We start from the raw sequence: 13,183 nt of genomic DNA, 5'->3' as shown, positions 1-13,183 counted from the left end.
TCTTTTACAGAATTGCCTTCAGGTCAGCGGTCAGCTTGTCAACCTTTGCCTGTGCATCCTCCAGGCTGGTTCCCTTTACGCCCATATAGAATTTAATCTTAGGCTCGGTTCCGGAAGGACGTGCACAGCACCAGGAATTGTTGGTCAGTTCAAAGTACAGAACGTTGGACTTGGGAAGTCCGGTCGGACGAACCTCGCCGGTTGCCATATCTTTAACCTGATCCTTATCGTAGTCGCGCATCTCTACAACCTGCAGGTCGCCGAAATTCTTCGGAGGATTGCTGCGAAGCTTATCCATCATTGCGGAAATCTGGGCTGCGCCGTCGATTCCCTTCAGAGTAATAGCATACTGAGTTTCTTTGTAGTAGCCATATTTCTCATACAGCGCAAGCATCTGATCCCAGCAGGTCATGCCGTGCTTCTTGCACCATGCAGCGGTCTCGCACAGACACATTACTGCAACGATCGCGTCCTTATCTCTTGCATGGGTGCCTGCCAGACAGCCGTAGGACTCTTCCAGACCGAATACATAGTGGCCTTTTCCAGCCTGTTCCATCCATTTGATCTGCTCGCCGATATACTTAAAGCCGGTCAGGACTTCTCTTAATTCTACGTTATAATCTGCTGCAATCGCTGCTGCCATATTGGTCGTAACGATGGTGGATACCATAACAGGATCAACCGGCATCCGGTTGGTAGCGGTGCGCTCGCGCAGGATGTACTCTGCAATCAGCATGCCGGACATGTTGCCGGTGAAGGGCATGTACTCGCCGGTCTTGGAATCCTTTGCATAAATGCCGAGACGGTCTGCATCCGGGTCAGTAGCCAGAACGATGTCTGCGTCCACCTTCTTTGCAAGCTTTAATGCCAGGGTAAATGCCTTGGGATCTTCAGGGTTCGGGTAATCCAGCGTCGTAAATGCAGGATCGGGACGTTCCTGTTCGGGAACAACATAAACGTGCTTGAAGCCCAGCTCAGCCAGAATTCTTCTGACGGGCTTGTTGCCGGTACCATGGAACGGTGTGTACACGATTTTCAGTTCATCCGCTACTTCTTTGATGATTTCGGGATGAATGATCTGTTTCTTTAACTCTTCCATGTAGGCAACGTCGATTTCTTCGCCGATGTACTGATACAGACCAGCTTCGATGGCATCGTCCTTGGACATGGTTTTTACCGTATGGAAATCGGTTACATGCTCTACCTCGTCGATGATCTCATGATCCTTGGGGGCAGTTACCTGTGCACCGTCCTCCCAGTAAACCTTGTAGCCGTTGTATTCCGGAGGATTGTGGCTCGCCGTTACAACGATACCGGAAATACAGCCTAAGGTACGCAGTGCAAAGGACAGCTCAGGTGTCGGACGGAGTTCATCGAATACATACGCCTTAATGCCGTTTGCAGCCATGCACAGTGCAGCCTCATCTGCAAATTCAGGAGAATAATAACGGCTGTCGTATGCAATTGCAACGCCCTTTTCAGCGCCGCCCTGCTTTAAAATGTAGTTTGCCAGACCCTGTGTTGCTTTTCTGACAGTATAAATATTCATCCGGTTGGTTCCGGCTCCGATCACACCGCGCAGACCGCCGGTACCAAACGCCAGATCCTTGTAAAAACGATCTTCAATCTCCGCCTGATTATCTGCAATTTTGCGGAGCTCTTCCTTGGTTCCTTCATCAAAGTAGGAATCCTCCAGCCAGAATTTGTACTGATCCATGTAATTCATCGCTTTTGCTACCTCCATCTTTTCTGATGCCTGCCGTCTCTTACGTCCCTGCCTGTCAGTCTTCCCTTGGCTGCAGTGCATCTTCTTTAAGTTAGTATACACTATTTTTTCAGACCCGTAAAGAAAAGTCAGATTTATCTAACGAAAAATTCGGGTTGAAATAAGGATCTCCGGCTTCCAGCTCAGCTTTCCATTTGTTGCGGAAGCGTTCGGACTCTTCGTTATACCGTTTTGCTTTTTCTCCCTGATCGTCTAATCCTCTCGAAATCGATTCGAAATGATACAGCTCGGCAAAGGGCGTAAAGACGTTCAGATAACCAGCCTTGCGCAGCTTCAAACAGAAGTCCACATCGTTTAATGAAATTTCAAAGCTCTCGTCCAGACCGCCGACCTGCTCATAGAGCGATTTTTTCACCAAAAGACATGCTCCGGTTACTGCCGTCATGTCCTGCGCATAGCACAGACGTCCCATGTATCCTAAATTTTCCCGCTTCTGGCGGTAATGCACATGTCCCGCCGTCCGATGCGCGCCAAGTCCGATCACGACGCCCGCATGCTGGATCGTTTTATCCCCATAGTAAAGCTTTCCGCCGACTGCGCCGACGTCCGGGCGCTGCGCATACATCAGAAGCTCTTCCATCCAGTTGATCGTAATTACCTGCGTATCGTTGTTTAACAACAGCACATAGTCTCCGGTCGCAAGAGAGACGCCGAAATTGTTGATTTTCGAATAATTAAATTTACCCTCGAAGGTCACCACGCGGATCTGCGGATTATTCTGCAGCTCGTCATAGTAGGAAAAAATCTCCTTCGTCTCGCTGTTGTTCTCCACGACAATGATCTCGTAATTTTCCCAGGTCGATTTTTCCACAATGGAGCTGATACAGCGGCGCAGGTCTTCCACATGATCCTTGTTCGGAATAATGATAGAAATCTTCGGTTCCCCAATAATTTCATAACTGATTTTAAAAATCGTCTCAAACGCGCGAGTGCTCGTAATTGTAAAGTTTTTAAAGCCGTGTCTGCGCAAATGATCCGCAACCGCGCCTCTCGCCGCTTCGACCACGTAAGGCTTTGCCTCGATATTGCCCGCAACACTGCCTGCATGGGAGCGCCAATAATACAGAAGCTTCGGCACATGGACGATATGCTTCGCATTGTCCGTCAGGCGCAGAATCATATCATGATCCTGGCTGCCGTCAAATTTTGTCCGAAACAGCTCCGTGCCATCCAACAGCTCTCTGGAAAATACGCTGAAATGACAAATATAGTTGTTCGCGCGCAGGTTGTCGATCGCATAATCCGGCTTGAAGTGCATCGTGATCATCTTGTTGATGTCCGGGCTCTTAAACGTCGCCTCATCACAGTAAATAAAGTCCGCATCCTTTTCGTTGATCGCCTTTACATACTCGTAAAGTGCGCAGGGATGCAGAATATCGTCGTGGTCAAACAGCCCGATAAACTCGCCGGATGCAAGCTTATAGCATTCGTTCGTGTTGCCCGAAATGCCCTCGTTTTTGGCAAGCTTCTGATAAACGATTCTCGAATCCTGCGCCGCCAGCCTTTTGCAGTATTCACCGACATAGGCGTGCGCATCGTCCGAACCGTCCGCCAGACACAGCTCCCAGTTTTTGTAGGTCTGCCACTGGACGGAGCCGATCATCTCGGTTAAAAAGCTTTCCGGCGTGTTCCACAACGGAACAAGAATACTGATCTTTGGCATCCGTTCAAAGACAGCCGCCTCCTGCTTCTGTCTTTCCTCTGCGGACGGGAAGCTCTGGGTGCCGTAATGGGTCATCGCCTTCTTTTCCCAGGATTTATAGCGCACCTTTGCAATCACACCCGACAGGCTGCCGCAATTTTTCAAACGGTCCTTCTGGCGGATCACAAAATGCATGCACTTTCTGGCAGGGCCGGACGCTTTCCAGATCGGATTGTTTTTGATGCGGTTCAATTTGAACTGCAGATCGTCCACCTGATCCTCCAGCTCAGCGACCCGGTTTGCCAAATAAACGGCTTTATAATGTTCTTTCTCGTAAGCGTCCTGATAGTCCTTTTTTTCTTCCATGATTTTATTATTTCCTCACTGTAAGCATTTCCGGACTGAAGCGGTAAAGCTTCTGCCGCGAGCAGGTATCTTCCCACAAAAAGCCGATCAGGTAGTCTCCCTCCGGCAGGCTGTCCCGATCGAAGGTCACGCACACGCCCGGCAGCTCGGTATGGACAATTCCGTGCAGATTTTCGTCGATATCCGGGCGGAACTGCCTCGTACAGGGAATCCTCCAGACCTCGCCCCGATCCTCGGGAAGTGCTTCCGTACTGGAGCCGGGCGCAATATAGCCGGTATCCACCTTCTTTAACAACAGGGAAAAATCGTACCGACAGTTGTCAACCTGCAGTGCCCACGTCCAGCCCTGGATCATCCAGTCGCCTGTTCCTGCTCCTGCAGTGCCCCTTTGCCAGCGCCCCAGGTCCCCGGCGAACTCCACACCGATGCGCAGCACCTCATTATGCCACTGCGGTTCCAGAACACCCTCGATCTTCTCAGGAGAAACTTTTTCCACTCTTTTGTCAAAATCATAACGGCAGCCCGTATAAAATTCCGCATCCAGCACATCCTTTACCAGATATCTGTGATAGAACGGGTCGGTTCCGTATAGGGACGGGTGCAGTTCATAGAGCAGATTCAGTTCCTGATGCAGGCGGCGCAGCTTTTCCGTGCTGTCGTCCGCACCGCGGCTTAAGGATTCATGATGCGTCAGCGTCACATCGTTGCGTACCACGTTGTAATAGCCCATTTCATATACATGATAGCAGAATTCCACGTCGTTGAACGCGACACGCAGGTTCTCGGACAGTCCTTGCGCCTGATCGTAAATGCTTTTTTTCACCAGAAGGCAGGCTCCGGTTACACCCAGGACATCCATCGCCATGCGGTTGCGCCCGAAATAAAATTCCAGCGCATCGGAGCGGAACTGCAGCTTGTGTGCAGGTCCCAGATGAATGTTGGTGATGCCCGCGTGCTGAATGATCTCCGTGCCCGGATAGATCAGCTTTGCGCCCACCGCGCCGACGTGGGGCAGAACCGCCTTTTCCATCAGCTTTTCCAGCCAGTTGTCCTGCGTAATTTCGATATCGTCATTCAATAACAGGATGTAATCACCGGTCGCCATGGACACGCCAAGGTTGCACATTTTGGAAAAATTGAACTCCATCGGTTCATAGTGATAAACGAACCGGAAATCCTCGTTCAACATGCCGCGCATCCGTTCAATTCTTGCACGGTTTTGTTCATTGCTTCCGTTATCCACAACGATGATCTCAAAATCCCGGTAGTTTCCACTTTCCAGGACAGAATGAATGCAATTCGATAAAATATGGGGATGATCCTTGGTCGGGATGATGATTGAAACCTTCCCGGAGGGCGTAAGAGGCCAGCCTCTTCTTACATATGCCGCCTTTTTCAGATCATCATACGTCTCTTCCATACCCCAGACTTCGATTTTTTCATGATGAAACAGCACGCTGTCGATATGTGCAGTTCCATTCTCAATTTCCGTCAGACGCAGCACCAGGTCATAAAGGTTGCGCAGTGGGTTCTCATCTGCCAGCCACGGACAGTTCTCCATCGCCTGTCTGCGCACCGCAAAGAATCCGCCGAAATAAAAGCAGGACATCAGTGTATCCGGCGACCAGTCCGGCTTCAGCCAGGGATTTTTGCGCTTACCGGCTTCGTCGATTTCATCCTCGTCCGCGTAGGCGATCACCGTTTCAGGATGGGCTTCAAACCAGCTGAGCACATGTGAAATGCCTCTCGTGTCAGGGCTTGCGTCCGGCGCGTGGAAAATCAGGATGTCCGCCGGCGTCGCGCCGTGGGCATACCGACGCACATCAAAATCTGCACGGCACTCGTCGTAGGAGATCACCTCCGCGTGCTCTACCCTGTGCTCTGCGCGCAGTGTCTCGTCCTCCTGGGCTTCCTTTTCCCGAATCCACTCGTCATAGGTGAGGGTCTGTTTCTGAATCTGCTCCTGATACCAGCGGTATCTTCTCTTTACCAGATTATCCTGAATTGTTTCTTTTATCTTTGAAACCAAAAACCTTTCCTCCTTGCCGCTGCCGCCAGGCGCGCCTGAATATCCTGCAGCATTTCCGCCGACAGCCATGCGATCTGTGCCCGGATGATCAGCGCTTCGCCATCCGTCGCCTCGTTGTCCAGACAATCCAGCCGAACGCTGATGTTCGGATCTCCTGTTTCAAACAGTACCGTCGGAACATGGGACGGGGTATCTGCAAGCACCTGTCCGTTCGTCGACAGGCACTGATCCAGCTGTGCCCGCGTCAGCGCTTTTCCGCGCCATTCGATTCCATGAATCTGTACCAGACACGGCAGCTCCGCAGGATCTAAGCGAATCGCTTTTGTACCTGCTTTGCAGATGATCCTGGCGTTGATCAGATCGTCCGCCTCATATGCATCATATTGATAATAAGAATGCTCCGGTGTATATCCTGCGCCGAAGTCTTCAAATACCTGCACCTTTTTGCGGTCCGCCCGGGCGAAAAATTCCTGATACGGCACAGCACGGTTGCCGATCAGATGCCGAAGCTGCCCAAGAGCCGTCCGGCTCCGCCCGTCCTTTTCCTGCAGGACAAAGCGCTGGAACGCCAGCTCTTTTTCCGAAAGCTCCCGCATCTGCTCTTTGCCGATGCCGAGGGCTTCCAGATGCTTTTTCACAATCGGATGCTCCATCCGAACCGGATCCTCCTGACCATAGCAGTTCAATGCCCGGCTGATGATCTGCTGCGGCGTCAGCTTGTCTGTCGTCCACTCGTAATCGATCATCGTCCAGATATCACCCTGTACGCAGATATTCGAGAAGGTCAGGTCATAATCCTGCTTCGTCCCCTCCGCTTTCCACGCTGCGATTTTGCAGTAACGGTCAAACAGCTTATCAAAACCGGCTTCGTCATTGTTCTGTAAGCACTCATCCAGCAGCTCTTCCAATGTCCGGCTATTTTCGAGATATTCGATTTCCGCAAAGGGCAATCCATCCGGATTCCGTTTCAGCTCCAGACGGTTGACTGAGAGGGTGCTGCCTTTAAACCGTTCTGTGAAGACGCATTCATTCTCTGCCAGGGCTTCAATATGTGCCGCGGCAGCTGAGGTTGCCGGATATTTCCGGACAGTGTGTTTTCCGTCCTTTTCCAGAATATCCGTGCGGATGCTCAGATGCTCCGCTCTGTCGTTGGAAAAACGGCTGTATACAATATCCGTCATGGGCCCTGTCATCACGAGGAACGAATTGCTGTACTGTCCAAACAGTCCCTCGCGGATGAGCATGTCGAACACCTTTTTTTCATCGAACAGCAGCATCCGGTCGCGGTCGAAATTTCGCAGGTTATTAGATAGTTCTCCGACTTTGGGCAGATACCGGTCGGAGTACAGCGTCGTCATAAATTTATAATCCGGATAAGGGTAGTAGAAATGATATTCCGTCTCACCGCATTCTTTCAGGATTTTTTCCAGACCGCTCCGGGAAAAGGTGCGAGCCGCACCGCCCTGGGGGTAATCCTCCAGGCCTGAAAAAAACGTGCCGACGTGGTCTTCCCGGCACCCCGCCCAATATTTTAAACCAAGTTTATTCTCTATCGCAATCACGATATGTCCATCGGATTTCACATGTTTTTTGATAATTCGGTAGAAATCGTGAAAGGGGGTTTTTCCGCCGATATAGCTCTGCCCGTATTCGAACACGCCGATCAGACAGACAAAATCATAATCCGTCGGCAGATCCGGCTCGATGTCCGAAAAGTTGCCCACATGGATCGTCACGTTGTCACAGTCCTGATGGCGATAAGCGTTGATCAAGCTGCGTTTTTTTGAAAGGTCGACGCAGGTTACGCTGCCTGCCTTCTGTGCGAGGCTTCCCGTAATCGCGCCGCAGCCGGAACCGATTTCCAGCACCTTCATGCTTTTGTCAACAGGCAGCCATCCGACAATATTTTCCCGCAGGTCGGAAAGGTGGTAAAGCACCTCCCAGCTCGCCGCTTTATAGATTTCCTGGGGATATTCCCGGGGCGGGATTGTTTTTACCAGCTCCAAAAGCGCATCCTCCGACGCTCCGTCGCAGTAAAAATCCTGTTCCGGATAATGGGAATAATCCAGCACAACATTCCCGATCTTCTCTGTCCTGCCTGTCTGCATACGTTAAATCTCCTTCACCTCAACCTGAGATTCCATATCAAAATAGCCCACCGTATCCTTGTCGGACACGACCGTAATATTCAGCACGTCATAAAGACGATGATACACTTTAAACGTATCTTTTTCATACCCTGTCACACCCAGGGATATGAGATAGTCACCGCCCTGCAGGCGCATCTTCTGGCGGAATGTAATTTCCAGCACCTGACCCGCCTTTACGCTCTCCAGAAACGTCTTTTCAAACATCGTGTTCGTTCCCGTGATCTCCACGCCCTTGATGTTTTTGATGGAAAAAGCAAAGATCGGTGCCGGAAGATCCTGACCGATTTTCACCTTCATATGCATCGTGAATTCGTCGCCCTTTAAAATTGCGGTCGTCTGCACGTCGTTTTTGTCCGTAATGTAATACGAAACAATTTCCGCCTGCTTCGTGCCGTATTCCAGTGTCTCCGGGTTGACGCCCATGCGCGCCGCTTCCTGCTTCTTTTTCTGTTTGTCAAGCGCCGCCCGAACATCCCCGTCCGCCGTCAGGTCAGGTACATCCACGCCAGCCTTAGGCGTTTCGTACTGTCCCACCAGCACCTGCTTGTAGGCGTCGATCATGTCTTTGGGCGAGCCTTCTCCGAGCTTTACGCCCTGATTTAACAGAATCGCACGGTCGCAGTATTTGCTGATCGCGCTCAGATCGTGGCTGACGAACAGGATCGTCTTGCCTTTTTTCTTGAATTCCTCGAATTTTCGATAGCATTTTGCCTGGAAAAATACGTCGCCAACCGAAAGCGCCTCATCGACGATCAGGATTTCCGGGTCGATATTGATGGCAACTGCAAATGCCAGTCGGACAAACATACCGCTGGAATAGGTCTTTACCGGCTGGTACACATAGTCCCCGATATCCGCAAAATCCAGGATATCCTGCAGTTTTTCATCAATTTCTTTTTCAGAAAAACCGATCATCGTTCCATTCAGATAAATATTTTCGATGCCGTTGTATTCCATGTTAAAGCCTGCGCCCAGCTCCAGCAAGGCGGAAATTCTGCCGTTTACCTGCACAGTGCCGCTCGTCTCATGTAATACGCCGGTGATAATCTTTAAAATCGTCGATTTGCCGGAGCCGTTCGTGCCAATAATGCCGACAGTCTCTCCTTTATAAATGTCCAGACTGACATCCTTTAATGCGTAATGCGGCGTGGAAAGTTTCTTTTTTGTCAGTCCCAGGGATTCGATCAGACGATCCCGGTTTCTGCGGTACAGCTTGTATACTTTGCTCACCCTGTCCACATGAATTGCCAGTTCTTTTTGTTCCATAACCAGTTTTCCTTTACATGATATCCGCAAAATGAATCTTGAGTTTCTTGAAAATCAGCGCGCCAATGCCAAACAGCACCACCGTGATAATCCAGAAATAAACCGTGGAGTAAAAATCCTCCCAGAACCACTGTTTTCCGTATACAGCGCTTCTGTAGCCCTCCACAATGTATACAAGCGGATTGATTTTCACGATCATCTGAAGCTTCATCGGAAAATCATTGATATTCCACAGCACCGGAGTTGCCCACATACCGACCTGCAGAAAGATATTGACAATGGACTGCAGATCCCTGAAAAAAATGACAACCGAGCAGGTCGTATAACTGAGTGCCAGTACAAAAACGAACATGCAGAAGCTGTAATAAAATACCTGCAGTGTATACAGGCTCGGATAATAGCCGTTCAATGCTGCCACGATCAGTAAAACCAGCACGAAAAACGCATGAATAAATGTCGCTGCAATAATCTTGATAATCGGCAGGATACTGATTTTGAATACGACTTTTTTTACCAGGTAATTATATTCCAGCAGCGATACCATTGCGCTGGTCAGAGCTTCGGAAAAATAAAACCAGGGCACCAGTCCCGCTGTCAGAAACAGGATATACGGAACACCTTCTACGCCTCCGGAGGCATAACCAGTCCGGTTCGGGAAAATAATCACGAAAACAACCCAGTACATCGCAACTGTGATGACCGGCTGCACCATCGCCCAGAACGCTCCCATATAAGAGCCTGCGTAGCGCTTTTTGAAATCGCTCTTTGCCAGTTTCCAGATCAGCCTGCGGTTCTGGTATAATTCCACCGGCAGCACCGTGATCTTATCGTATAACCGGATAAAGGCAATGACCGCCGCCACGATCAGCACGCAGGCAATCACTTTTTTCAGCAGCTCATCCTGCGGATTGGCAAGGGGATTATGATAAACAAGGATAATAACGGCAAGAATCGCCATCACCGCAGTGAATATGGCGATTCCTGTTTTTTTATTCAGTCTCTTCATTTATTTCTGCTTTCTGTAAATTCGGCAAAAGAGCCCCACTTTTTATCTTTGTCAGACAAGGTCAGTTCCATTCCTTCCGGAATCGGCCATTCTACGCCAATCTGGGGATCGTTCCATGCCAGACCGCCTTCGTCGTTGGGATGATAGAAGTCGGTGCACTTATAGGCAAATTCCGCATAATCCGACAGCACTACAAAGCCGTGTGCGAAATTCTTGGGGATAAAGAACTGCTTTTTGTTCTCTTCGGAAAGCAGCACACCGTACCACTGACCATAGGTTTTGGAGCCGGGACGTAAGTCAACCGCAACGTCAAACACTTCGCCGCGAATCGCTCTCACCAGTTTGTCCTGGGGGTAATTGATCTGGAAATGAAGCCCCCGCAGAACGCCTTTTTTGGATGCGGACTGGTTGTCCTGTACGAAAACCTGATCGATGCCGGCTTCCTTGTAATCGTTGTAGTTATAAGTCTCCATGAAGTAACCGCGGGCGTCGCCGAACACCTGGGGGGTGATCACCTTAAGACCTTCGATATGACATGTTTCTACTGAAATTTTTCCCATTTTTCTATTCTCCTGTTCCGTTTTTAAAGTCCGTTTGCGACCTCTACGAGATATTTTCCATAGTTGGTCTTCATCAGCGGCTCCGCAAGCTTTAAGAGCTGCTGTTTATCGATAAAACCTCTGCGGAACGCGATTTCCTCAATGCAGGAAATGTACATGCCCTGACGCTTCTGTACCGCTGCAACGAAATCTGCCGCATCCAGCAGTGCATCGTGGTTGCCGGTATCGAGCCATGCAAAGCCTCTGCCCAGCGTCTCCACCATCAGCGTCCCTCTGCGCAGATATTCGTTGTTGATCGAAGTGATTTCGATCTCGCCTCTTGCAGACGGCTTTACGTTGCGGGCGATTTCCACAACGTCGTTATCATAAAAATACAGTCCGGGAACTGCGTAGTTGCTCTTGGGATGCTCCGGCTTTTCCTCGATGGAAAGCGCTTTGCCGTTTTCATCGAATTCCACCACGCCGTATTCTCTGGGATCGCGGACAAAATAGCCGAAAATCGTCGCACCCTTTTCCCGCTCCGCTGCCTGACGCAGCACTCTGGAAAAGCTCTGTCCATAGAAAATATTGTCGCCCAGAACGAGGGCAACGCTGTCGTTTCCGATGAAATCCGCGCCGATCAAAAATGCGTCTGCCAGTCCGCGGGGTGTCTCCTGAACCGCATAGGACATCGAAAGTCCCAGCTGCTCGCCTGTACCGAACAGTTCTTTAAAAGCAGGCAGATCCCTGGGCGTGGAAATAATCAGAATCTCCCGGATGCCCGCCAGCATCAGTGTGGAGAGTGGATAATAAATCATCGGTTTGTCGTAAACCGGCATAATCTGTTTGGATACCGCCTTGGTCAGCGGATAAAGGCGGGTTCCGGAGCCGCCTGCAAGAATGATACCTTTCATAGATTCCTCCATTCCTATGCGTTCATTCGCCTGTATGAAAAACATTTTGCTTTACAGGATCGCTTCGGCGGCACTGTTCTACTGCCCGGCAGCACTGTTCTACTGCCCGGCAGCACTGTTCTATTGCCGTGCGCTCCTGCCCAGATGCGCCAAAAGGGGAACGGTGTCGCGCGCCGTCCCCATTCTGGTATACAAAGCCCTGTTTTTCTCGGTCTGTCCGGCATTTTCCTCCCGGCAGTCCGGAAATTTCTCAGGCTTTGTACATTTCGTTATAATATTTCTGGTAGTCGCCGCTGGTTACACGCTCCATCCAGTCTTCATGCTCGAAGTACCATGCAATGGTCTTTTTGATGCCTTCTTTGAACATCGTCTCCGGATACCAGCCGATCTCTTTCTTGATCTTGTCGGGAGCGATCGCGTATCTTCTGTCGTGTCCCTTACGGTCTGCTACATAGGTAATCAGATCCTTGCTGACAAGCGCCTTGCGCGGGTCGTCGTCTGCAAGCATCTCCTGCAGGGTCTCGATAATGATTTCGATGATCTGAATGTTCTGTTTTTCGTTATGACCGCCTACATTGTAGGTTTCGAACAGTCTGCCCTGCTCCTGCACCATGTCGATGGCCTTTGCGTGGTCTTCGACATACAGCCAGTCGCGGACGTTCTTGCCGTCGCCGTATACCGGAAGCTTCTTGCCGTGCAGCGCATTGTTGATGATCAGCGGAATCAGCTTTTCCGGAAACTGGTAAGGGCCGTAGTTATTAGAGCAGTTTGTGATATTTGCAGGGAAATGATAGGTATCCATATACGCTTTTACAAGCATATCAGATCCTGCCTTGCTGGCAGAATACGGGCTGTGGGGTGCATAGGGGGTTGTCTCATAGAAATAGCCGCCGTCTTCGCTCAAAGAGCCGTATACTTCATCCGTCGAAACATGCAGGAATTTCTTGCCCGGCTTAAAGGTGCCGTCCGGAAGCTCCCACGCGTTCTTTGCGCAGTTTAACATCACGGCAGTACCCAGCACGTTGGTCTGTACGAATACCTCGGGATTCCTGATGCTTCTGTCTACATGGCTTTCCGCTGCAAAATGAACTACGCGGTCAATATCGTTTTCTGCAAAGATCTTTGCAATCGCTTCTTTATCGCAGATATTTGCTTTTACAAAGGTATAGTTATCGCGGTTTTCAATGTCTTTTAAGTTCTCGAGATTACCCGCATAGGTCAGCGCATCCACATTGATGATGCGGATTTCGTTGTCATACTTGCGGAACATATAGTGAATGTAATTGGAACCGATAAACCCCGCTCCTCCGGTAACAAGATAGGTTCTCATGCCTCTTCTCCTTTTCGATTCTGCGCAAAAGGACGCAAAATCCCATAATCCTGATTTTTTTCCAGTGTACCATATTTTCCGTGTTTTTCCAACAGGAAAATACGGCATTGCCGCCATTCCCGGCAATGCGCGCTGCAGTTTACGGATATCCTGCA

Annotated in this window: 9 protein-coding genes; all 9 read right to left on the bottom strand. The window is 50.1% G+C overall.

Going from position 1 to position 13,183, the window contains the following annotated elements:
* Positions 1-4: 4 nt before the first annotated feature.
* Positions 5-1,726, bottom strand: coding sequence for a phospho-sugar mutase (locus OCV62_RS02985; RefSeq protein WP_262585082.1), 1,722 nt, complete (start codon positions 1,724-1,726; stop codon positions 5-7).
* 109 nt (positions 1,727-1,835) lie between these two features.
* Positions 1,836-3,794, bottom strand: coding sequence for a glycosyltransferase family 2 protein (locus OCV62_RS02980; RefSeq protein ID WP_262585053.1), 1,959 nt, complete (start codon positions 3,792-3,794; stop codon positions 1,836-1,838).
* 7 nt (positions 3,795-3,801) lie between these two features.
* The gene (locus tag OCV62_RS02975) at positions 3,802-5,823 is read right to left on the bottom strand and encodes a glycosyltransferase family 2 protein (protein ID WP_262585052.1); all 2,022 of its coding nucleotides are present in this window, start codon (positions 5,821-5,823) and stop codon (positions 3,802-3,804) included.
* Complete coding sequence (locus OCV62_RS02970; RefSeq protein ID WP_262585051.1) at positions 5,808-7,931, bottom strand: class I SAM-dependent methyltransferase; 2,124 nt, start codon at positions 7,929-7,931, stop codon at positions 5,808-5,810. The genes OCV62_RS02975 and OCV62_RS02970 overlap by 16 nt, the downstream gene beginning before the upstream one ends.
* A gap of 3 nt (positions 7,932-7,934) precedes the next feature.
* Positions 7,935-9,239 (bottom strand): ABC transporter ATP-binding protein, encoded by a 1,305-nt coding sequence (locus OCV62_RS02965; RefSeq protein WP_021916176.1) that lies wholly within the window; start codon positions 9,237-9,239, stop codon positions 7,935-7,937.
* A gap of 13 nt (positions 9,240-9,252) precedes the next feature.
* Positions 9,253-10,245, bottom strand: coding sequence for an ABC transporter permease (locus tag OCV62_RS02960; RefSeq protein WP_118495736.1), 993 nt, complete (start codon positions 10,243-10,245; stop codon positions 9,253-9,255).
* The gene (gene rfbC / locus OCV62_RS02955; protein WP_021916178.1) at positions 10,242-10,805 is read right to left on the bottom strand and encodes a dTDP-4-dehydrorhamnose 3,5-epimerase; all 564 of its coding nucleotides are present in this window, start codon (positions 10,803-10,805) and stop codon (positions 10,242-10,244) included. Before rfbC ends, OCV62_RS02960 begins: the two co-directional genes overlap by 4 nt.
* A gap of 23 nt (positions 10,806-10,828) precedes the next feature.
* The gene (gene rfbA, locus OCV62_RS02950; protein ID WP_021916179.1) at positions 10,829-11,698 is read right to left on the bottom strand and encodes a glucose-1-phosphate thymidylyltransferase RfbA; all 870 of its coding nucleotides are present in this window, start codon (positions 11,696-11,698) and stop codon (positions 10,829-10,831) included.
* 250 nt (positions 11,699-11,948) lie between these two features.
* The gene (rfbB, locus tag OCV62_RS02945; RefSeq protein ID WP_021916180.1) at positions 11,949-13,028 is read right to left on the bottom strand and encodes a dTDP-glucose 4,6-dehydratase; all 1,080 of its coding nucleotides are present in this window, start codon (positions 13,026-13,028) and stop codon (positions 11,949-11,951) included.
* Positions 13,029-13,183 lie beyond the last annotated feature (155 nt).

This window comes from Gallintestinimicrobium propionicum (assembly GCF_025567525.1).
Classification (GTDB): domain Bacteria; phylum Bacillota; class Clostridia; order Lachnospirales; family Lachnospiraceae; genus Gallintestinimicrobium; species Gallintestinimicrobium propionicum.
The sequence above is the reverse complement of the archived record's forward strand: the minus strand, read 5'-3'. Positions and strand labels throughout refer to the sequence as shown.